At 39.7% G+C, this 23996-nt stretch carries 14 protein-coding genes and 1 pseudogene; 7 read left to right on the top strand and 8 right to left on the bottom strand.

Going from position 1 to position 23996, the window contains the following annotated elements; genetic code table 11:
* Positions 1-113: 113 nt before the first annotated feature.
* A complete protein-coding gene (locus RMB13_RS16745) occupies positions 114-2075 on the bottom strand; it encodes a TonB-dependent receptor domain-containing protein (RefSeq protein WP_311076902.1) in 1962 nt (653 codons plus the stop codon).
* A gap of 217 nt (positions 2076-2292) precedes the next feature.
* On the opposite strand from RMB13_RS16745, the gene RMB13_RS16750 reads away from it, so the two are divergent.
* The gene (locus RMB13_RS16750) at positions 2293-5454 is read left to right on the top strand and encodes a multidrug efflux RND transporter permease subunit (RefSeq protein WP_311085841.1); all 3162 of its coding nucleotides are present in this window, start codon (positions 2293-2295) and stop codon (positions 5452-5454) included.
* A gap of 57 nt (positions 5455-5511) precedes the next feature.
* On the opposite strand, the gene RMB13_RS16755 is transcribed toward RMB13_RS16750, so the two are convergent.
* The 5 genes and pseudogenes from RMB13_RS16755 to RMB13_RS16775 all read right to left on the bottom strand — a co-directional run bounded on the left by RMB13_RS16755 (position 5512) and on the right by RMB13_RS16775 (position 10117).
* Positions 5512-5700: a phosphopantetheine-binding protein gene (locus RMB13_RS16755; protein ID WP_409070794.1), complete on the bottom strand. Its 189-nt coding sequence runs from the start codon at positions 5698-5700 to the stop codon at positions 5512-5514.
* A gap of 30 nt (positions 5701-5730) precedes the next feature.
* Positions 5731-6381, bottom strand: a pseudogene (locus RMB13_RS16760) (isochorismatase family protein); the annotation flags it as partial.
* Positions 6382-6402: 21 nt separating this feature from the next.
* Positions 6403-8067, bottom strand: a complete 1665-nt coding sequence (locus RMB13_RS16765; protein ID WP_311085842.1) for an AMP-binding protein — start codon at positions 8065-8067, stop codon at positions 6403-6405.
* Positions 8064-9302 carry an isochorismate synthase gene (locus RMB13_RS16770; RefSeq protein ID WP_311085843.1) on the bottom strand — a complete coding sequence of 413 codons (1239 nt, stop codon included), beginning with the start codon at positions 9300-9302 and terminating at the stop codon, positions 8064-8066. The genes RMB13_RS16765 and RMB13_RS16770 overlap by 4 nt, the downstream gene beginning before the upstream one ends.
* 44 nt (positions 9303-9346) lie before the next feature.
* Complete coding sequence (locus RMB13_RS16775) at positions 9347-10117, bottom strand: SDR family oxidoreductase (protein ID WP_311085844.1); 771 nt, start codon at positions 10115-10117, stop codon at positions 9347-9349.
* A 266-nt stretch (positions 10118-10383) separates the two neighbouring features.
* On the opposite strand from RMB13_RS16775, the gene fes reads away from it, so the two are divergent.
* Genes fes through entS form a run of 4 tightly spaced genes read left to right on the top strand, consistent with a single transcriptional unit; the run spans position 10384 to position 20242 of the window.
* On the top strand, positions 10384-11586 hold the full coding sequence (fes, locus tag RMB13_RS16780) for an enterochelin esterase (protein ID WP_311085845.1): 1203 nt from the start codon (positions 10384-10386) through the stop codon (positions 11584-11586).
* A 29-nt stretch (positions 11587-11615) separates the two neighbouring features.
* Positions 11616-11831: an MbtH family protein gene (locus RMB13_RS16785; protein WP_003651732.1), complete on the top strand. Its 216-nt coding sequence runs from the start codon at positions 11616-11618 to the stop codon at positions 11829-11831.
* A gap of 12 nt (positions 11832-11843) precedes the next feature.
* Positions 11844-18995 (top strand): non-ribosomal peptide synthetase, encoded by a 7152-nt coding sequence (locus RMB13_RS16790; protein WP_311085846.1) that lies wholly within the window; start codon positions 11844-11846, stop codon positions 18993-18995.
* Entirely contained in the window at positions 18992-20242 is a 1251-nt protein-coding gene (gene entS, locus RMB13_RS16795) for an enterobactin transporter EntS (protein ID WP_311085847.1), read from the top strand. The genes RMB13_RS16790 and entS overlap by 4 nt, the downstream gene beginning before the upstream one ends.
* A gap of 41 nt (positions 20243-20283) precedes the next feature.
* Here the strand turns inward: entS and RMB13_RS16800 are convergent, their stop codons facing one another.
* Entirely contained in the window at positions 20284-21027 is a 744-nt protein-coding gene (locus RMB13_RS16800) for a 4'-phosphopantetheinyl transferase superfamily protein (protein WP_311085848.1), read from the bottom strand.
* 400 nt (positions 21028-21427) lie between these two features.
* Between RMB13_RS16800 and RMB13_RS16805 the strand changes: the two genes are divergently transcribed.
* Both RMB13_RS16805 and RMB13_RS16810 read left to right on the top strand, forming a co-directional pair.
* Positions 21428-21718, top strand: coding sequence for a hypothetical protein (locus tag RMB13_RS16805; RefSeq protein WP_003651724.1), 291 nt, complete (start codon positions 21428-21430; stop codon positions 21716-21718).
* 3 nt (positions 21719-21721) lie between these two features.
* Positions 21722-23335 carry a PepSY-associated TM helix domain-containing protein gene (locus RMB13_RS16810; protein WP_311085849.1) on the top strand — a complete coding sequence of 538 codons (1614 nt, stop codon included), beginning with the start codon at positions 21722-21724 and terminating at the stop codon, positions 23333-23335.
* Positions 23336-23372: 37 nt separating this feature from the next.
* Here the strand turns inward: RMB13_RS16810 and RMB13_RS16815 are convergent, their stop codons facing one another.
* On the bottom strand, positions 23373-23993 hold the full coding sequence (locus RMB13_RS16815) for an ATP-binding cassette domain-containing protein (protein WP_311085850.1): 621 nt from the start codon (positions 23991-23993) through the stop codon (positions 23373-23375).
* Between the last annotated feature and the right edge of the window lie 3 nt (positions 23994-23996).

Below are 23996 nucleotides of genomic sequence, written 5' to 3' on the forward strand. Positions count from 1 at the left end.
AAGTATAAGATTTATTAAAATTATTTTGTCTATACTTGCTTGAAAATTATGGGTATTTGTTAAAAAAAGCAAAGCCTATTCCCCTATGAATAGGCTTTGAGCTTAGCTTTACCTTAGAAACTATAAGTCGCTTTTACAAAGTAATTGCGTCCATAGAGTTTGGTATTAAAGGTTTTATTTTTATCTTCAAGATCAACATCAGTCAGGTTTTTTACACCATAATCCAATGTTAAACGTGGTGAAAGTGGTGACGTAAAGGTAACATCGTAAGTTGTATAAGCTGGTAACTCTTTAGTTGCTGAGTACATTTGTTTACCCACATAACTTACGCCAGCATTTACACGAAAATCTTCAACGGGCGCCCAAGAAATTGAACCATTAGCGAGCCACTCTGGTCGTTCAGTTAAATCTTTACCAGTAGTTTTGTTTTTTGCATCTAAATAAGTTGCATTTGCCTTAACACCTAAATTATCGGTGAAGTCATAACCACCTGTGAGTTCAACCCCTTTGAGTTCCGCACGGCTTACATTGGTCCAAATTTTTCTAAAATCGCCTTCTAAACGAGGGTCTCCATCGCTTAGGGTAATCGCTTCAATCAGGTTCTTCACATCATTTTGGAAAACTGTAACTCCAGCATTCCAATTTGGTCGAGTCACAATTAAAGAAGCTTCATAGTTGGTGCTTTCTTCAGGATCTAAGTTAGGGTTACCTCGAATATGGCAACTACCACCACATGAGATCATTGAATAATTGATATCTAGCTGAGCTGGAGATGGAACCTTATATGCCTGTCCTACACCACCTTTAAGGATGACACCTTCTGCTAACTCATATGTTAAATAGGCTTTACCTGTTGATTTGCCATCAAAGTCATCAAAATCGTCATAACGACCACCTAAAGTTAATGTCAGTGCATCGTTAATGTGGGTATCGTTTTGAACAAATACACCGTAGCTCTTCTGCTGGTTTTTTCCAGTGCCGATATAACTCACAACATCGGTAATTTTCTGGTCTTTATAATCAAAACCTGCTGTGGTGTTATTCATCAGCCAATCAAAGTTAGCGAAAGCACGACCAATTAAATTTTCTTGCTTATATTGACGACTTTGTGGTGCGTCATACTCGCTGTCGTAATCATAAATTTTGGCTGTTTCTTTACCAATATAGGCTTCTGTTTTACCCCATCCCCATTTTCCGCGGTGCGCAATCCCCACATTGGTACGTTTCATTTCTGATTCTTGAATGGAAGTTGCGGCATCCTGAGTAAGGGGTCGTTTATCGTTGTTATAACCCAAATCTAAATCTAAAGTTTGTTGGTCACTAATATTCCAGCTTAAAGTACCATTTACATTTTTAGTGTCTTTTTCTACAAAGTACGCTCCATCTGGATCTGGCTTACCATTTCGGTACCATGCATCACGGTTATATGCGTCTCCTGCCAAAGTAAAACTTAAATTATCGGTTAATCCCCCATATAAATTAAATCCGTAACGGAATTGATCTTTACCATTTCCACGGTCGGCTCGATTATATTGCCCAAAGATCGAACCATGAAGCTGCCCATCTTCTGCTTTTTTGGTAATGATATTGATTACACCACCCATGGCATCTGCACCATAAAGTGATGACATTGGCCCACGAATGACTTCAACACGTTCGATACTATTTAAAGGAATTGCGCTCCAGTCAAAGTCATTACCTCGCCACATTGCTCCGTTCGATGACATGCGTTTGCCATTGAGTAAGATGAGTGTGTAGTTACCCGATGTGTTGAGCATTCCTCGTATAACAATCTTATCTTGCCCACTATTGTAGTTATAAACCCCAGCTTGTTTTTGTAAAACATCAGCAAGACTGAGTGCTGCACTACGCTCAATCTCTTCGCTAGTAATCACACTAATCGATGCGGGTGCTTTATCAACATCTTGCTCTTTTAATGCTGCTGAAACCACAATAGTTTTAAGTTTTTGAACTGGTTCGGTATTGCCCTGCTGTTCACTATCTATATTTGCTTGAACTGCGAACGGAAGCAGTGTTGAGATGGCGACCACCAGCGCCTTTTTAGTTAACGTCATTTCTCGGTCCTTGTTTTGGATAATGATTACCATGTGATAATTATTATCATTTATGATGTGCCGAGCATCATATACGCATGACTTTTACTGATCAAGATAAAAATAATTATTAGTTATATAATGATAATCATTATTGTTTGTGCTGTAAAAAAGCGTTACCATTACACATTCGTGTGCTTAAAAACCTATTTAAAACAAGCTTAAAGTAGACATAACAATGCTCTCTCGATTTTTTATATATCACCCTATCTTTGTTTCTGTCATTGCAATCACTATTCTTATTTTTGGTTTTTTTGCCACTTTAGCAATGCCTATTGAACGGTATCCAAACCTTGCTCCGCCCAGTGTCACTGTTGTTGCAAACTACCGTGGTGCAGCTGCTGACACTGTAGAAGAAAGCGTGACCCAAATTTTAGAACAACAAATCAAAGGTCTGGATAATTTGCTTTACTTTACGTCCTATAGTGAATCATCGGGAACGAGTAGCATTGATATTCACTTTAAAATTGGAACAGATATTGATAAAGCACAGTTACAAGTACAAAACCGAATTAATGCTGCGTTAAACCGTTTGCCTGAGGAAGTTCAAAGACAAGGCGTAAATATATGGAAAACCACGGGTGATATGCTGCTTATTGTTGGGCTATATGATGAAACAGGAAAAGCCAGCAATATTGAGTTGTCTGATTATATGGTGAATCACTTTGAACAACCTTTAAGCCAGTTACAAGGAATTGGTGAGGTTGATGTTTTTGGTTCGAGTTATGCCATGCGAATTTGGTTAAATCCAAATCAGCTTAGAAATTACCAACTTGTGCCGAGTGATATTGAACAGGCGCTCGAAGATTATAATACCCAAATTGCTGCTGGTTCGATTGGTGCAATGCCTTCTGCTTCTGACCAGAATATTTATGCAAAAGTAAAAGCAGGTTCACGTTTAAAAACAATAGATGATTTTAAGTCGGTAGTGGTTAAAGCAAATATTGATGGAAGCCTTGTTTATTTAAAAGATATCGCGAGAGTCGAATTAGGTGCAGAAAATTATGAAAGCATTAATACGCTTAATGGCTATCCATCGGCAGGCCTAGGTATTTCTCTAAGCCCTGATGCCAATGCAATTGAGACTTCTGCTCTTATTAAAGAAAAAATGGCTCAGCTTAGCCAGCATTTACCAACCGGATATAAAATTGTCTATCCAAGAGACAACACACCATTTATTGAAGAGTCAATTAAGCAAGTCATTATCACTTTGCTTGAAGCAATTGTACTTGTTGTTATTGTGATGTATCTCTTTTTACAAAATTGGCGCGCGACACTGATTCCAACCATTACGGTTCCTATTGTAATTAGTGGCACATTTGTTGTGTTGTATTTATTTGGAATGAGTATTAACACCCTTACCCTATTTGCATTGGTTTTAGCCATTGGGTTGCTGGTGGATGACACGATTGTCGTGGTCGAAAATGTTGAACGACTTATGCATGAACAACAGCTTAGCGTGCGTGAAGCTTGTTTAATGTCCATGCAAGAGATTAGCGGTGCCTTGGTTGGTATTACACTGGTATTAACTGCGGTATTTATCCCAATGGCTTTTTTTAGTGGTTCGACGGGTATGATTTACCGCCAGTTTTCTATTACCTTAGCGGCAGCTATGTTGTTATCGCTATTTGTAGCCATGACCATTACACCAGCAATGTGTGCAGTTCTATTAAAAAAGCACAATAAAAAGCCAAAATGGGGACAAGCACTCGAGCTTGCTCTTCAAAAAGTTAGATCAACTTTTAGTTTTTTATCCATTCGCCTAATTCAGTTCAAAGTCTTTTCCAGTCTATTAGTTGTGGGCATAGCGGTTATTTTATTTATGATTTACCGTGGTTTGCCTACAAGCTTTATTCCCAATGAAGATCAAGGACTACTTGCTGTTCCATATAGTTTGCATAATAGTGCTTCGATGAGTCAGACCGAAGAAGTTGGAAAGCTCGTCAATAATTATTTTTTTGAACATGAAGCCAAAAATATTAATACCGTACTTGTGGTGAATGGACAAAATTTTTCAGGAAGTGGGCCAAATTTAGGTATGGCGTTCGTTTCGCTCAAACATTGGAATGAGCGTAAAGGCGAAGCCAATACGGCAAGTGCTATTCGTGAACGTGCTCAAACTTATTTGCAAAAAAACTTGCCAGCCAAAGTCATGGTAGGAATGCCACCAAGTGTATCTGGTTTAGGACAGTCTGATGCTTTAGAACTTTGGCTTAGAGATGTAAATGGTCAAGGACGCGATGAATTAACCAAACAATATAAAGCCTTAGAAAAAGAATCACAGAATTATTCGGCCTTTGAAAATCTAAGTCCCCTTGTGAGTGAAGATAAAGCCGAAGTATTTATTCAACTCGATCAAAATAAGGCAAAAATGCTAGGAATTGATCAGCAAGCGATACGTTCAACACTATCGACTGCTTGGGGTGGAAACTATGTTGGTGATTTTGTTGAAAGAGGTCGAATTAAAAGAATTATTATGCAAGGTGACTCTGAATTTCGCTCTAAACCCGAAGATTTAGCTTATTGGCATGTGCGAAACAATACAGGAGGAATGCTTTCCCTCGCCCATTTTGCTCAAAGTCAGTGGACTGGTGGACCAGAAGCTTTAACTCGGTTTATGGGATTAGCTGCTATACAACTTGAAGCGAATATCAGTCCGGGCTTTAGTTCAGGACAAGCCATGCAAGAACTTACTGATATGGTTGCTAAACAATTTGGCGTAGACGTTGCTTGGAGTGGCCTCTCGTTACAAGAGCAGCAGTCTAATCGACAGGCTATCTTTTTATATGTTATTTCTATTTTATTTATTTTCTTATGTTTGGCAGCCTTATATGAAAGTTGGAAAGTACCATTCATTATTTTATTAGGTCTACCTTTAGGAATTACGGGCACTATTATTTTTGCCAAGATCTTTAACTTACCTAATGATGTTTATTTTCAAATTGCCCTATTAACGGGTATTGGCTTGTCTTGTAAAAATGCAATTCTAATTGTGGAGTTTGCGACCCAAGCACTCAAACAAGGAAAAAGTAAAATCGACGCAGCAAGTGAAGCGTTAAAGTTGCGTTTACGCCCAATTTTGATGACCTCTCTTGCTTTTGGTGCGGGTGTTATTCCTTTAATTTTTGCGACAGGTGCAGGCGCTACTAGTCGTTATGAAATTGGCATGAGCGTATTTGGAAGTGTTGTGTTTGGTACCTTACTTGTACCGCTATTTACGGTGTTTTTCTTTGTTATGATTCATAGTGCGCCAAGTTTTCAGTGGTCAATGAGCAAACTTAGGTTTACTCGAACTTTGAAATTTAACCGTCGTATTAAAAAGGACAATACATCCTTTTAAAAGTTAAAATAAAAAAATGGCAGATATTAAATCTGCCATTTTTTTTATTCTTTGAATTTAAGCGACTAGCTTATCAATCCACACTTCTAGAGTTGGTTGTTCGGCTAAATCTTCAAAGCTCACCTGTGCGCCATAAGCTTGCCATTTACCTACCAGTGTCATGAGGCGAACTGAATCAAGCCCAAGCATGAGTAAATCATCATTTAACCGAATGTCTGATACAGGAATCTGTAGCTGTTCACTCACTGCCAAGACAATACCTTCTTGGGTTAACGGTGATGCAGCTTGTTCAAGTTCCCACGCACGCGTGACTTGTTGAGTCGTCATGACTTGCCCACAACGTGTACTTGCATATTTCAAAGCCATATCGTGCTCTTCACGGCTAAAGTCAGCAAGTGCATCTCCACATAAAAACGGTTGAATGTTTAGCATAAAAGCTTCTGCTGCACTCATGAGACAACCAATATGTGCATAGACACCACAAATGATGAGCTGATCGCGGTTTGACTCACGCATGAGTTGCTCGAGTGGAGAAAATTTAAATGCGCTATATCGCCATTTTGTTAAAACAGTATCATTTTTTTGAGGCGTAATTTCCGGCAAAATTTGAGTGATTTCCGGATCGTCTTTTAGACCAGTTCCCCAGAAATCAGTTAGTAACTGGCGATGTTCTGGCGTCTGGTTACCAGGCTGGGCTGTATAGACCACAGGGATATTAAACTTGCGTGCAGTTTCAATCAGTTCTTTGGTATTTTTAATCAATTCTGGAATTGGTTCTTGGGTCTGATCATAAAAGTCTAAAAAATATTGCTGCATATCATGTACTAATAAAACAGCACGATTGGTATGTAACTGCCAATGTGTTTTATTCGCCGTAAATTCGTGTGCTTGGGGCATGCTGTAACTGGCAATCTTTGGAATACTCATCAAATTTTTCCTTTTTTATCTTTAAGCAAGAACATTGGTTATAGTTTCAAGTTGTTGACGCAATCGTTTTTTGTCGATTTTTCCAAAGGCTGTATATGGAAATTGCTCGATAAATTCCACGCGATCTGGAATTTTGTAGGTCGCAAGTCCATAGTCTTTAAGGTGTTGGCGTACTGACATCGCAAGACGAATTGGACTTGGATCATCGCTTTGAGATTGCCACGCAACAAAGGCACAGCTTTTTTCACCCATGATTTCATCTGGCATAGCAACCAGTGCCGCTAGGCGAATTTGCGGATGAGTTAATAAAGCTTGTTCAACTTCTTCGGTCGCAATTTTTTCACCAGCACGATTAATTTGTTCTTTAGAACGGCCTTCGACAACGATGCAGCCATCTTCACGAATACGGACTAAATCACCAGTACGATAAAAACCGTCGGGAGTAAAAGAGCGCTCATTGTGCTCTGGGGCTTGGTAATAACCGCGAATGGTATATGGACCCCGTGTAAGCAAATGCCCCACTTGCCCAGCTTCTACTGGTTGATCGTTATCATCTAGCACTAAAATTTCATCATCTTCAGAAATTTTTAAGCCTTGTGTATGGATGATTTGGTCTTTCGTCATATCAAAACGGGTGTAGTTCACAAGCCCTTCAGCCATTCCAAAGACTTGTTGCAGATTGACCTTAAACTCATCAATTAAACGTGAAGCAACTGCATCAGGTAATCGCGCCCCACCAACTTGTAAGCAACGCAATGTCGATAAGATTGGGGCTTGATCTTTTGCAGCTTTATCCATCCAAGGTCGAACTAATGCAGGAACTAGGCAGGCATCGGTAACTCCATGTTTTGTTATTAATGGAAATGCCGTGTCAGGACTTGGATCGGTTCCTAAAACAACCGCACCACCTGCATAAAAAACACCTAAAGAACCAGCTGAGCTCATTGAAAAGTTATGGGCCGCAGGTAAAACCATGAGTAAGCGTGATGACTGGTCCAGATGGCAAATTTTAGCGCTCTCACGAACACTATAGAGGTAGTCGTCATGAGTACGTGGAATAAGCTTAGGAACCCCAGTACTTCCACCGGAAAGCTGTAAAAAAGCAACTTGATCTGCCGTAGTCGGCAAGATGGCTTCATCCAAAATATTGGTTTCTTTAAATAGGTCTTGAATGGCAACAAAGTTACCTGCATTTCCAAGTACAAATACATGTCGTAAGCAAGAAGCTGTTGGCTTAAGCTTTTCGGCAAGCTCTCGGTAGTCAAATTTTTGTGCACCAAAATCAGCACAGAAATAAGCTTTTGCTTGAGTTTGTTTGAAAAAACTACTTAATTCAGCGTAGCGATGTGCAGGTAAAGACATCACAGGTAGTGCACCAAGTCGAATTAGTGAAAAGAATAGAACATAGAACTGATAGTGATTTGGCATCTGTACAACTGCCTTGTCACCTGCTCTTAGTCCATGTTGATATAAATGGCTGGCACAGCAATCGACTAAATAATCGAACTCAGAGTAAGTAACGGCTTTTTCACCATCATAGATTGCAATATTTTCCGGGTACTTTTGAGCACTTTCGCGCAAGAAATCACTCAAGTTTTGCCCAATCCAGTAGCCTTTTTTGCGGTAAATCTCAGCAAATTCTTCTGGATATGGCACGGCACCATCCAAATAAACCTGTGTTGTCATATGTTTGATCCCTGAATTGGCAATTGGTTTGGTGAAATGTGGAATCCATCCAGCACTGTACGGAATTTTGCGGCAGTTTCAGCATGTTCGGCTTGCGGACGAGAAGCTTCCACAATGCCTGCACCAGCAAATAAACGCGCAATATTCTGATAAATTCGGGCACAACGGACAGTCACCGACCATTCACCATTACCTTGTTCATCTGCCCAGCCCATCGTTCCTGCAAAGAGTTCACGATTAAATGGTTCAAGTTGCTGAATTAAATCTTTGGCTACTGAGCTCGGTTCGCCACAAATTGCGGGTGTTGGGTGAAGGCGTTCAATTAAGTCGAAAACGTGAGTGTCGGCTTGTTTTAACTCACCAGTAATATGTGAAGCCAAGTGCCAAAGACGTTTGGTACGAATAAGAGAAGGTTGTTTAGGAACATATAATTGTTTGCAAAAAGGTGTGAGCTCATCGGCAATCATTTCGATTACGAGCGCATGCTCATGCTGATCTTTTTGTGAAGCAAGTAATGCTCTGTCGTTGTTTTGGTCTATAGTCGGATCATCATCACGAGCCAATGTACCCGCAACCGGTTTACTCCAGATTTTTGTATTTTGCTTTGCAATTAATAGTTCTGGACTTGCACCAACAAACCAACCTTCACTTTGAGGATGTCTCGCAACAGCGTAGTTATAACCTTCAGGATTATGTTTGGCTAAATTAAAAAATAAGTCTGAGACTGGAATATTTTGTTCAAATTCAAGTTGTAAAATGCGGGCTAGAACGGCTTTATCCAGTTTCTTTGCCTGCATTTGCTGAACTAGATATTCAACTTGCTGCTGGTAATGTTCACCTAACGGAAAATAATCAGCCTTATTTAATCTTAAAGAACTAAGATCTATATCAGATTGTGCATAGAGTACCTTCTGACATATTTTCGCATTTTGCATGAGCATTAAATTGACATCTGCTGCCGAGCAAAACGGCAGTCCGCCCATAATCTTGACGTCTTTATAACCGTCAGTAATCGCTTGCTGTAGTTGAATCCGAGCTTCTTGTAGCCAATCTTTTAAAAGGCTATTTTTAGCGACCTGAATATCTTGTAATTTCTCATGACTATTAATTGTGTATTCTGGTGTGGTAAAAATAAAACCCGCATCATGTCCGCACTTTAGAACCTCTTGAGCAAGTGCAACATGGCTTTCAGTAAAATTTTCTCGTTGGATAAAATATGGATGCTGTGCCGACATCTCGTGACTCCTTATACCGTTATTTTGTTGTAATGAATGAGTGTTTAAACGCCTAAAGTGGCTCCCCCATCAACCACAATTTCTTGCATGGTAATTTGTGCTGCCTGATCAGAAAGTAAAAAGCTGACCGTATTTGCAATGTCTTCAGGCTGGGCTAATTTTCTTAAAGGAATGCCTGTTCGATATTGGCTTAAATCGCCATCAATTATTGCTGGTGGTGGTGTATTGTCTGTCCATAACTGCTGCTGCATTTGAGTTAAAGTTGAGCCAGGTGAAACAATATTAAGCCTTACTTGGTGAGGTGCGATTTCAAGCGCAAGATTACGACAGTAGTGGCTGAGCGCAGCTTTACTAGTTGCATACATGCCAAGTTGTATCCGTGGCATACGTGAACTATTTGAGCTAATCGTGACAATACTTCCCTGTTTTTTCTCGCAAAAATGTTTGGCCAGTTGTTGACTAATCGCAATAGGAGCCATGACATTTACCGCAAAAAGTGTTTCCCAGTCTTCTGTTTTTGCTTCAAGCATAGAACGCATAATCAAGACACCTGCGGCGTTCACTAAACCTGTAATGTTGTGCTTTTCTAAAAGATCGGCAATAAGCTTTTGAGTGGCTTGTTGCTGTGTAATGTCCTGTGAAATGCCTTGCCAACGTAAACATTCATCTGATGTCAGGTTTTTGCTGATTTCCCATTGTTCTGGGTTTTCCTGCTGATCAATACCGATCACTTGATACCCTTGTTGCAATAATTGCTTTGCAATAGCAGCTCCGATACCTCTTGCAGCACCTGTGACTACGATGGTAGAGCTCATGTTTTACTCCCGTCTGATTTGATCACTAAATTGCGCAATATAATTGCAAATAGTTATCATTATTATCAAGGGCGATAAATATCAAACATAAGATTACAATCTAAATTAAGTTATTTATTAACCACATTTTCAACCTAAATTATTGTTTTTAATTAATATTAATAAAACTCATCTTTTTTTATTGATTATAATGATAATTGTTTTCATTTACTAATGAGAATCATTCTGATAATTTGACCGCGCTTTCTTGTCGAGATGGACTCAAAATGAAGCCATTTTCTCATCCTTTACATCCACTATTTCAACAATCAAATGTTGGATGTGAAACTTGGTGGAATACCGTTAAAAAATTAGGTACTCCCCTTGTTACTGTGCAAACAAATAATAAAACTTCTTGCACTTTTATTTGGCGCAAACCCAAGCACGAAGGGCGTTGCTTCGTTTATATCGATGTCTATTCTCAAAGCCCATCTATCTATCAAAAGTGGAATCGTTTTAGCCATATAGCTGGGACAGATGTGTACTTTTTTGAAATAGAACTCCCTGTGGCTTGGGCTGGTAGTTATGTTGTAGTTACAGCGAGTGAGGAAGCACCACAAACAAACTGTGCAGCAACGCGACGCTCATGGTGGCAAACCCAGCTTAAACTGAATGCTCAGATTGATTCATTAAGTCATCACCAGTTTTATAGCGGACACTTGGCTCGTTACATTAATCAAGTTCAACTCGAAAAGACAAAACAATTACCCACCACCCTTTGCCCTATTACAAAGACATTTCAGTGGTCAAGCGTGTTATGTCAACAAGATTATTTAGTTGATGTTTTTATTAGTGGTCAGGCAGTTCAAAAAACATTACCACTCGTTATTTTTCTTGATGGCCAAGTCTGGAGTCGAGAGCTTTCGATTCTTTCCGAAATTCGCGATTTAACCGATTTAAAAAAACTCCATCCAGCTGCATACGTATTTATCCATAGTTTAAATAGTCAACAACGTCGACAAGATTATGGCTGCCATGATGTATTTAGTCAGGCGCTTATAAATGAATTATTAGAAATTCTTTTAGAACAATATTCATTTATTTCAACAACGAACATTACCTTATGTGGTCAAAGTTTAGGTGGTTTATGCGCTTTACATAGCGCACTGCTTTTCCCAAAAGTTTTTACATCGCTGATTGTGCAGTCTGGCTCTTACTGGTGGTCAGATTTTTCTAACAGCGCGTTGGGACGAAACCATACGGGTAACTTTTTAGAACTACTAAATTTATCTCATCCATTACCAAAAACAACTCAAATTTATATCAGTGCAGGCACGTATGAAACCGATATGCGGGACGATGCCCACCAGCTTTATCAACAATTGCAATCATTCAATCAAGTGAATTTTCGAACTTTTTCAGGCGGCCACGATGCGGTGAACTGGCGTGCTGACTTGCTTAAGGCATTGCAAAAAATTCTTTCACTATAACCATTTGTTTCATCAAGGATAACAATATCATGAGCAACTTACAGGAAAACTATATTAATCCTTTCGATAATGAAAGTTTGTCTTTTCAGGTTTTAAAAAATCAGCAAGGTGAATTCAGTTTATGGCCGGCCCAACATCAGGTGCCATCAGGTTGGGACGTTCAACATGGTCCAGATACACGGGCTTCGTGTATTGCGTATGTAGAAAAGCACTGGGTTGCAATTAACCCCTTTCAGCAAGCGTAAAGGAGTATTGTCATGAATCAGGCATTAAATAATGAATTTACTTCCGATATTTCACAACCAGTTCGTTTTGAATTGGCCTCTACTCAACTCGGTATTTTTCTTGCCGATCATTTAAGTTCTATTGAAGATTTATATACGATTGCACACTGCTTAGAATTACCAAAATCTATTGATATTTCAATGTTTAAGCAAGCAATTCAAATGGGGTTGAATGAAGCTGACACAGTGATTGCTTCATATTCATCAGATCCGGCAGAACCATTTATTGAGCTTAATAACCAAGTACAGATTCGAATCGAAGAATTTGATTTTTGCCATTTAACCCCTCAAAAAGCTCAGCAACGCTTATGGGATTGGATGCCATCTGACCGCCAATGCGCTAAATCACTTAAAGCTGGTGAATCTCAACTGTTCCGTCAGGTGCTATTTACTACGCATGACAAAGTGTATTGGTATCAACGTTATCATCACATCATGCTTGATGGTTTTAGCATGATTAACCTCACAAAACGAATTGTTGAGTTATATCAACAATTACAAGCAGGAAAAGACCTTAGTTCTTCACCTTTTATTGATGTTAATGATGTCATCTTAGAGCGTCAGGCTTATGAAAATAGCCATCAATTTAAGATAGACCAAGCTTTTTGGAAGGCTTACTGTGAAGACTTACCTAGTCCTATTAGTTTAAGTACACACCACTTAGCCTCGAAAACAACAGCCCAATTTGTTAAGCACCAGCTGCGTTTTTCTACAGGAATTTTAGAGCAAATTCAGGCTTTAGCTGCACAATCTAAATTAGCTTTGAATGACATGATGATGTCATTGTCATTACATTATATTTACAAAATGACAGATAAAGCCGAGTTGGTTAATGGCATTCCATTTATGCGCCGTTTAGGCTCAAAGGCGATTCGCTCAACATTACCGACAGTAAATGTACTGCCTGTGAAGTTTAATGTGGCTGAAAAAGATAGTTGGGTGAGTTTGGCTCAACATGTTCAAAAACAATTACAACAAGTTCGACTACATCAAAAATACGATGCTGAACAAATTTTAAGAGATTTAAACAGTATCGACATTCATGAACGGATGTATGGTCCAATTTTAAATTATAAAGCTTTTGATCAAGACTTGGTGTTAGATGGTGAAAAGGTCAAAACACATCATATTTCCACAGGACCAATTGATGATTTTGAGTTTTCTTTTATTGTTCAAGATCATGAACTCATTATCGAATTACGTGCCGATGCACAGCGTTATACTCAAGATGAGTTACTCATGCATGGTCAGCGTATAACGCTGCTATTAGAGCAGACTTTATTACAACCAGATCACCCATGTAGCAGTTTTAATATTACTACCCCACAAGAACTTAGTGCGCTCACAAAAAGTGGCATAGGCCCTCGCGTTAACCATCCTGAACAATATAATAATGTTCTAGATATTTTTTATGAACAAGTTCAAAAGTATCCGGAACGTATTGCAATTATTAGTGGTGAACGTCCGCATCTACAACAACTTAGTTTTTCTGAACTTGCAATTCGGGTGAACCAACTTACCCGTTTTTTACAAGAAAATGGCGCAAAGAAACACACAGTTATTGCTGGTGCTATTCCCCGTTCTATCGATTCAGTTGTTGTGATGCTATCGGTATTAAATTCGGGTGCAAGCTTCTTACCACTCGATTTAGATTACCCAATCGATCGTATGCAAATGATGTGTGAAGATGCCAACCCATTGTTTGTTCTTACAACGCAGGCTCTTTCAATCCAATTGCCTCAAAATATTCAGCAAGTACATCTTGACGATATTGATGTTCAAAAGCAGATTCAACAACAAGAAACGAGTGATATTCCTACCCAGAGTCGTAATTTAGATTTTCAGGATGTGGCTTATGTGATTTTTACATCAGGCAGTACAGGGCGTCCAAAAGGTGTGATGAATACACATGGTTCTTTACTTAACCTGATTTTATCGCATAAACCTACAATTTATTGGCCTGTACTTAATGCTGTAGAGCAGCGTTTTCCTGATCGCCCATTACGCGCAGCACATACACATTCTTTTTCTTTCGATTCATCTTGGCTACAAGTTTTCTGGATGCTATGGGGACAAGAGCTACATATTTTTGATGAAAACATGCGCCGCGATGCATTTGGTTTAGTTCAGGAAATTCAGCAACGACAAATCGATACATTAGATTTACCACCGTCTTTTTGCGCGCAAATGATTACCAATGGCTTATTTGCAGATGGTCAGCATCATCCAAGTCTGATTTTGATTGGTGGTGAAGCTGCTCCTTTAGCTTTATGGCAACAGCTTAATGCTCAGCCAGAGCTTTTTGCACATAACTTATATGGCCCAACAGAGTATACGGTTGATACTTTCCGTGCAGAATTAAAGCACACATCACGTCCGGTAATTGGTAACCCAATCGGTAATACGCAGGCCTATGTGCTTGATCGACATTTACAGCGATGTGCCACTGGTGTGATTGGTGAGCTTTATATTTCTGGCTTTGGTATTGCTAATGGTTATTTAGGTCGTGCTGACCTAAGTGCTGCTCGTTTTGTTGCCAATCCATTTGAACATGGACAGCGCATGTACCGTACGGGTGATTTAGTGCGTTGGAATACGGCTGGCAAGCTTGAGTTTATGGGACGCTGCGATGACCAAATTAAAATTCGTGGTTATCGGGTTGAAATTGGTGAAGTAGAAAATGCGCTTTCCGTTTTACCAAATATTGAAAGTGTTGTCGTCATTGCAGAGCCAATTAATAGCAGCCATCGTTTGCTCGGTTACTGTGTTGTCAAAGACATCGAACTTGATGAAAAAATAAGTGAGCAGTTAAGTCAGCAATATTTAAGTCAGTTACGTCAAAACCTACCTGAATATATGGTGCCTTCAGCCCTCACAGTCATGGCTGAATTTCCCCGAAATGTAAGTGGTAAGGTTGATAAAAAAGCCCTACCACGTCCGAAAGTTCGCAGTCATAGTCGTATGGCAGAAACACCTGAACAGAAGCTTTTATGTCAGATTGTCGCATCTGTGCTGAAACTAGATTCTATTGGGATTGATGACGACTTCTTTATGACAGGTGGCGATAGCATTTCTGCCATCATGGTGTGCACTCAACTACGGCAGCATGGTTACAGCTTAAGACCAAGTGATGTATTCCAATTCAAAACAGTTGCTGCTCTGGTACCCCATCTGACACGTTTAGATGAGCAACAAACGGCCATTTCAAAACCTTTATTTTCAGCAGACCTAGAACAAAAGGTTCAAGAAAAATATGGAAAAAATAGCACGATTCTGCCTTTGCTTCCTCTGCAAAAAGGCATGCTGTTCTTATCTCAAGTAGAAAATAAATCGAATTATAATGCCTTTACTCGTCTTAGCTTAAATGGAGACATTGATCCGGTACGTTTACAGCAAGCGTTGATTACCGTATTAAAACGTCACCCTCAATTAGGTGGACATTTTGATAGCGAATTAGCTGGAGAACCTGTTTTTATCTATTCATTACACCCTACTCAAGCTTGGCCAGTTCAGTTTTGTTCGGTCACTCCCGATTTGCTTGAGCAAACCATTCAAGAGGTATTACAACAACCGATTCACCTTGACCAACCCTATGGTCTGATTCGGGCAACTTTAATTCAACATGCTTCTGAACAATCAGAACTATTGATTATGGTGCATCACCTGCTAACTGATGGCTGGTCAACTCCACTGTTCTTACAAGACTTTATTAAAGCCTATCAGCAAACTAACCAACAACTGCCTGCGCTTAAACATAGCTATGAAACGGTGATTAAAGCCTTATCTGGACGTGACCATGAAACATCAAAAGTAATATGGCAACGTGATTTAACTGATTTACAGCCACTTATTTTATTTAATCAACCACAGCAAGCTGTACAGGAAACTTCCTATCGTTTAAGTGCTGAGTTGGGTGCGAAACTTCAACACAAATTACGCCAACAAGGCATCACGCTAAATGTCTTCATGCAAATGATTTGGGCAATGACTTTAAATATTTATGCTCATCGTGAAGACATTGTGTTTGGCACACCTGTTTCTGGGCGTTCAGCACCTATCAATGGTTTAGAGCAACAAATCGGATTGTTTTTAAATACGATTCCGGTACGTGTACAGTTGAACATGCAGCAAACACTTTGGGAACAATTAGCTCAGTTACAGCAATTGCATGTTGAACATTTAGAACACGATGGTTTAGGACTTGGTGCAATTCAGCAATTGATGGCTCAGGGCAATCTTTTCGATAGTTTGTTAGTCGTAGAAAACTATCCAGATAACCAATATTTACAGCAAAAACTTGGCGATGCGGCTATTTCTAAGCTCACAAATCGCGGTTATAGCCATTACCCGCTTGCTTTGTTGGTCATTCCTGATCATCAAATTGAATTACTACTCGAGCAACGTGGTGTAATTGATCAGCCTGAACATTTCCTTGAGCGAATGGTTGAATTTATTGAAATTGCATTAAATGAACCAGAGACATCTTTAGGTCACTATCGCTTACAATTGGCCGAAGAGCGTGAATTAATCCAGAAAACAAATCAAACTCAATATTATGTTCGCCCAACAACATTACAGCAATTACTGAGAGAGCAAGCTCGAATTACTCCTGAACAAACGGCGTTATGTGATGAAGCTCATCAGTTAAGCTTTAATGAAGTGCGTTTGCAAGTTTGTGCTTTAGCACAGCAATTGCAAAGAGCGGGCGTACAGGCGGGAGATATTGTTGCGGTTGCCCTACCAAGGTCGGTCAAACTGAGTATTGCTATTTTAGCGGTGGTTGAAGTAGGTGCAGCGTACTTGCCACTCGATTTGCAACACCCGACTGAACGTATCAAGTTTATGTTGCAAGATGCCAAATCTAAACTGGTGATTGGTGAACAAAAAGATCTAACCGCTATTGCCCATTCATCAATAGCCACCTTTGCTTTCGATCAATTATTTGATGAAACCAAAGTTGATTTAAGCAGCTATAAAACCACAGTCATTACCCCACAACATCCGGCATATTTAATTTATACCTCAGGTACAACAGGTCAGCCAAAAGGTGTCATGGTTTCTCACCAAGCCATTGTGAACCGTATTTTATGGATGCAATCAGAGTATCCACTCTCAGCAGCCGATACGATTTTGCAAAAAACGCCATGTACTTTTGATGTTTCTGTATGGGAATTTTTCTGGTCGTATCTGGTCGGTGCTCGATTGGTTATGGCACCTGTGGATGCACACCGTGACCCGTTGGCATTATTAAATCTCATTCAAAAATATCAGGTAACCACATTACATTTTGTACCGTCAATGTTGGCTGTTTTTGAAAATGCTGCTACTGAAATTTTGTCATCTGCTCAGCGTCAAAGTTTACCGATCCGTCGAGTGTTCTGTAGTGGTGAAGCTTTACCAACGGCTTTAGCAAAATCATTTACTGAGCACTTTAGCTGTGAGTTGCATAACTTATATGGACCAACCGAAGCGGCTGTAGATGTTAGCTATATGGATGCAACACTGGGATTACACCCAGAAGAAAGTAGCGTCGCAATTGGTTATCCAGTCTGGAATACCCAGCTTTATATTTTAGATCAATACTTACGCCCTGTTCCTGTTGGGGTAGACGGTGACCTTTATTTGGCAGGCCATCAACTCGCCATGGGGTATTTACATCGAGCGGACCTCACCGCAACTCGTTTTGTGGCAAACCCGTTTGTCGCAGGTCAAAGAATGTATCGCACCGGAGATGTTGCTCGTTGGCACGCTGATGGCAGTATCCAATATATAGGCCGTGGTGATGATCAGCTAAAAATACGGGGTCAACGTATAGAACTGGGTGAAATTGAACAGCAATTACGCTTAATCAGCGGTCTAGATGTGGTGGTACACCCTATTCCTTCTGAACAAAATAAAGCTGATGTTCAGTTGGTTGCTTACTTGCAAACAACAGCATCTGTGGATATTGAGCGGTTAAAGAAACAATTGGCGAAACAGCTTCCTATATATATGGTGCCTACACACTATGTATTAGTTGAGAAATTTCCTCTAAGTCATAATGGCAAGCTGGACCGTAAAGCACTACCGCGACCACAACTTGATACTTCAAACACAGAAAAACAGTACGCCACAACTGCCTTTGAACATGAACTGACACGTATTTTCCAACAAGTTTTAAATACGGATCAGAATATTGGTGTGAACGAAGATTTCTTTGCCATGGGTGGACATTCCATTTTGGTCATGAAGCTTGCAATTGAAATCCGAAAAGTATTTAAGCGGACCATTCCAATTGGTCAGTTAATGAGTCATGTGACTATTCAGCGTTTAGCGGCTTTGCTTCTTTCACAAGAACGTTTGGAAGAAGTTGAACAAACTGGTATGCAACCTGTTTTGCCAATCCGTTCTGGCTCTGGGCATCCATTGTTCTGTTTCTTCCCTGGTTCTGGTTCGGCATGGCAATATACGGTGCTGAATCGTTATTTACATTCCGACTTACCAATTATTGGATTGCAGTCTCCTCGACCAGATGGCCTATTGGCAAATAGTATTGATATGGACGAATTGGTTGAAAAACAACTTGAGATTATTCGCAACCAACAACCAACTGGACCTTATACGTTACTAGGTTATTCACTTGGCGGCACTGTGGCTTATGCAGTTGCAGCGAAGCTCACTGAACAAGGTGAAAAAGTTGATTATCTCGGCTTGTTAGACACTTACCCTGCTGAAATTCATCAATGGTTAGATTTGTCGGTAGAGGAAATGAATGCAGAAACCGAACAAGAACAGCTTCAATTCTTCAATGATATTCTGGCCGATGCAGATACGGCGCTAAACGAAGAAACTCGCCGTTTACAAGAGGATATTTTCGCAAACTATCGCGATGCAGTACGTTTGCTAAAACCTTATAAAATGCCACGTTTTAACGGTGAGCTACACGTGGTTGTTGCTGAAAAAGATTTACTTCCATATATCCAACCAGAACAACAATGGTCGCCTTTAGTTAAAAAGCTCAATATTGTTCGACTAAGCGAAGCGGACCATACTGATTTATTGTCTCCGCAGCAGCTTGAAACCCTTGGCCCAATTTTAAATCGCATGATTTGTCAGGCACGCGGTTTAGAGGAGCAAATGCCATGAGTTTTAAATCAATATTGACCGATTTCAGTCTTTTAAAACGTAATGCTCATTTTCGACATGTATTTATTGCCCGCACGCTATCATTACTAACTATTGGCATGTTGGTCGTTGCTATTCCAAAACAAGTCTATGACTTAACTGGTAGTTCGTTAAATGTTGCTGTTGCAATGGCCTTTGAAGGCGTTGCCATGTTTATTGGTTTGTTACTCGGTGGTTTGCTGTCAGATCGCAAAGATCGAAAATGGCTGATTTTATTAGCACGTGGTGTGTGTGGTTTAGGCTTTGCTGGCCTCGCCATCAACGCCATGTTTGAGCAACCTTCGCTCTATGCTATTTATTTCCTTTCAGCGTGGGATGGCTTTTTTGGTGCTTTAGGTGTGACCGCAATGATGGCGATCATGCCTGTGATTGTAGGACGTGAAAATATTGTACAAGCCCGTGCGATCAGTATGGTATCCGTACGACTTGCTACCGTTATTTCACCTGCAATCGGTGGTATTTTAATTGCGTTCAGTGGCGTTGCAACCGTGTATTGGGTCTCAACGGTGGGTACTTTACTCACCGTGTTTTTATTGATGGGACTACCTACTCTTAAGCCACAACATGCAGCTAATGGTGAAAGTCCCCTTCGCCAATTAGTCCAAGGGTTTAAATTCGTTTTTAAAAACAAAGTAGTTGGCAGCACGATTTTAATTGGAACATTGCTTAGCTTTAGCAGTGCTATTCGCATTATTTTTCCGCAAATGGCAGATGAAATCTTTCACGGCGGTGCATTTGAACTCGGTCTTATGTATTCAGCAGTGCCTTTAGGTTCAACCCTAGGTGCCTTACTCAGTGGCTGGACAACACGGTTACTGCGACCTGGCTTGGTCATGCTCTACACGTGTTTAGGTGTCTTTAGCTGCATGATTATGATTGGGCTTTCACCATGGTTAATCGTGACTTTGCCAATTTTATGTGTTTTCGGATATTTGATGTCGATTGCTAACTTGCTTCAATACAGCATTGTGCAAGGACATACGCCTGATGAATATTTAGGACGTATTAATGCAATCTGGCTCGCACAAGATGCTTTGGGAGATTCGATTGCCACAACAACTTTAGGACTTTTAACGCGGTTTTTACCAATATCAGGAAGCATTCTCTTCTTCGGCATATTAAGTTTTGCGGTAGGATTTATGTTCTTATTCAATTCTCAAGATATGCGTGAAACAGGCTTCCAAGATCCTAAGTTACAAGAAAATTAAGCCATAATTTAAAAGAAGGCAATTCGTTGCCTTCTTTTGTTTCAAGCAGATATATTCGCTTTAAAAACCCAAGTCAAAATACAGTCTTGTTCCACTTTCCAGCCGCCTTTATAGTGATCTAAGAGTTGATGGCGATTTCGTATTTTTGGTGCAAAAGCTAAAAATAATTTTTGGTTTTCAAAATCAATATCCACTACAAAAGCTTCTAAAAAATCGATGTATTGTTTAGCTATAGGATATACAGCTTTATATAAGCTTTCTTTAACAGAAAAAATTAAGCTCACAAATTGAGAAAAATCAAAAAACTCAGAGGCTTTAATCTTCCAAAGTTCAAGTTCAGAAGGTGTTAAAATAAGATGTGCACTCTCTTGAGCAAATTCTGGGGTCACCCAATGCTCGATATCAATTCCTAAATAGCCGGCTTTGTCGGATAGCGCAACGATCAATTTATTTTGTGAATGACTAATGCTACCCAAAACATGGGGTGGCCAAACGGGCAAATGTTCGTGCATAGATGTTAGTGGCTGATCTAAACCGAAATGATGTTTTAAAACAGCTTGAGCCAATATCCTGCCACATAAGTACTCATTTTTACGTTCGACACGCGCTTGAGCAATTTTTAGTGGATGCTCTAATTGTTGATCTATATGCAAATGCGTTGTTTGCGATAAATCTAACCCATAACAATAGAACGGCATTTTAAATAAAATTGGTTTAGAAATTTCGAAAATCAACCCACAAAGAGACTCAGGAATATATAAATAATCACTTACAGCATTTGACATCAAATAAAGAATTTTTAACGAGTTATCTCCTATCTTATCGCATGGCAACACGTCGATAAATAATTATATTTATCATTTGATAATAATTATTATTTACTTATACTGTTGGATAAATTTTCCTCTTAATTTATTTAAAAATATTGATCATGAAACTTATAGGACTTTTTTTGACCCTGTTGGGAGCGGTCAGTGTCTATTGTAGCCATAGCAACCAAAACCTGTTATCTCAACATCTCCCCACTCTATTTAAGTATTTAGGCCTATTGTTTTTAGTCGTTGGATTAATTGCACTCTTTGCCAGCTTACCCAAAGTTGTTGCCGCTTTTTGTTGGTTCATGCTCATCATTTTTGCATGGTCGTTCCTTCCTTTTGTGGCGCTTTTTAAACGGAAACTAGTTTCATGAAAGCTAAAATTCAGTCTCCCATTCAGCCAGACTGGTGGAGTAAAACCTTTGCTGGTGGTGTTCTAGGGTTAAGCCTTGCCATTGCTTTTGGCAACCTGATTGTTTTATTGGGTCAGCCTTATATTTCGATGGATCTTTTGGCCCAATTAGGCATGTGGAGTGTTCCTTGGGTTTGGATGCCAATTATGTTTGGCACCTATTTCTTTGTGACAGGAAGACAAGCAATGGTTTATTTATTTGTTGCCAACGTACTGGCTTATAGCTGTGTGTTTCTAATTCGGGGTTAAACAATGAAAGTACGTTCGGATATCATGAAACTTGCAAAAAGCATGCATACTTGGGTGGGTGTATGTGCAGGGATTTTGCTTTTTATCTGCTTTTTTGCTGGCGGCCTCAGCATGTTTCAGCACCATATTAGTAAGTGGGCTACGCCAACGCAGCAAGTTTTACCTAAAGTCTCACCCGACCAATATAATGAGCTTATTCAGAAAGTACAGGCTGCCTATCCTGCTGCACAAAAGAACTTCACACTGAATTTATCGTCGAATGAATTTCACTATGCGCCCATTACGTGGAGTGAACATGAACGTGGAGATGGCTTTAATGCTGCTCAGTCCACGTGGATGGCTAGCTTAGATGACAAAGGTCAATTAATTGTTGCTCAAGAAAACTTATCTAAAGCAGGTTGGCTGATAGAACAGCTACATGAAACCGCAGGAATTCCGGGCATGGCAGGCCACCACGGATTGGGTCTCTATGTGATGGGTGGGGTTTCGATTTTATATTTTCTTGCTCTGCTTTCGGGTGTAATCATACTTTTACCAACATTAGTGAAAGATTACTTTGTCATTCGCCCTGGTAAGAATAAAAAGCGCTTTTGGTTAGATGCCCATAACGTAATCGGAATTACCAGCCTACCTTTCCACATCATTATTAGTATTAGCGTGATTGTCTTTGCTTTTCATGACTTTTTTTATGATGCGATTGGACAACTTGCACTCAAAGGACAGCCTGTTTTTCAGCGTTCTCCCCCAACGCTTATTCAACCTAAACAAACACAGATTGATGTGCAGCAAATATTAGCTCAAGCTAAAAAAGTAGCGCCTGAATATTCAGTTGACTATATCCAGTTCAGTGGCCTAGACAAACCTGAAAAAGCCAATGCACGTATTGCCCTCTATAGTTCAGATCAGATGTTACGCGGTGCGAATCAAGACTTTATGCGCATGAACCCATATGCAGTTGAGCACTTTAATCATAAAGGCATTAACACACAGACTGATGCTGGTAATAAGTTAATCAATGCAATGTTTAGCTTACATTTTGGGAGTTTTGGTGGCACAGGCGTACGGTGGATTTATTTTGTCTTAGGTATTGGCGGAGCTTTCTTATTTTATACGGGTAATATTCTTTGGGTTGAAACTCGTGCACGTAAGCAAAAGCGTGCTGAAGACCCTGTTCCTGTTCAACGTAAAGATGTAGTGTTCCTTGCGAACTTAACTATTGGTGCGTGTTTAGGATGTGTTTTAGCAGTAGTGGGCACAATGTTGGCCAGTCGTTGGCTTTTTGCAGCATTCAATATTGAAAGCATGAATCACCTCTTTATGTATGGTTATTATGCAATTTTCCTACTGACTTTGATTTACACCTTTGTCATGGGCTATGCGAAAGCTTTACCTCAACTGCTTTTAACCTTAGTTTTGGTGTTATTTGCGATTCCTCTAACCTCTCTTGCGGCCTACTTAATTCCACAAAGTGGTTTATGGGTTCATGGTGGAGAAATTTTGGTGGTTGATTTCTTGGCTATCATTTTTGCTTTCGCATTCTGGCGTTTTTATCAACAAGCCCAAGATCGCTTGAAAGCTGCTCCACTGGGCAGTTTATGGGCTAGCTTACAACCATAAATCGACAAGACCGAAATAATGTGTGAAATATAAAAAATTATAAAATCCACATTGTTTCGGTCAGTTGTTTAATCTCTTGAATATCATGACTCACATAAATCATCGGAATTTTTATTTCCTGTTTTACTTTTTGAAAAAAAGGAATAATTTCAGCTTTATGTGCGGCATCTAGTGCTGATAAAGGTTCATCAAGTAATAACAGCTTAGGTGAATACAACAATGCCCTTCCGAGCGCTACTCGCTGTTTTTCACCACCTGAGAGCTTGATTGGCATACGCTCTAGTAAGTGTTCTAATTTTAATAATTCAATAATGTAATCAGCCTCAAAGTGACGTTCTTGGTGTGCAAGATGTTTAAGACCAAATAATAAGTTTTGCTTTACCGTTTTATGCGGAAAAAGCTGTGCATCTTGAAAAACCAGTCCAACATGGCGTTTTTGCGTGCTGAGATTAATTTTTTGATCGGAATCAAACCATGTTTGGTTTTGTATTTTAATTAATCCACTATGTGGTGTGTTCAGCCCTGCAATGGCATGTAAAATTGATGTTTTACCTGACCCAGAGGCACCAAATAATCCAATAACAGAAGCATCTGACTGGAAACTAGGTTCAATATGAAATTGACCCATTTGTAGCTGAAAGTGGCAATCAATCAACATAAT

Origin of the sequence: Acinetobacter sp. V102_4, from assembly GCF_031799005.1 — a bacterium.
Classification (GTDB): Bacteria; Pseudomonadota; Gammaproteobacteria; order Pseudomonadales; family Moraxellaceae; genus Acinetobacter; species Acinetobacter calcoaceticus.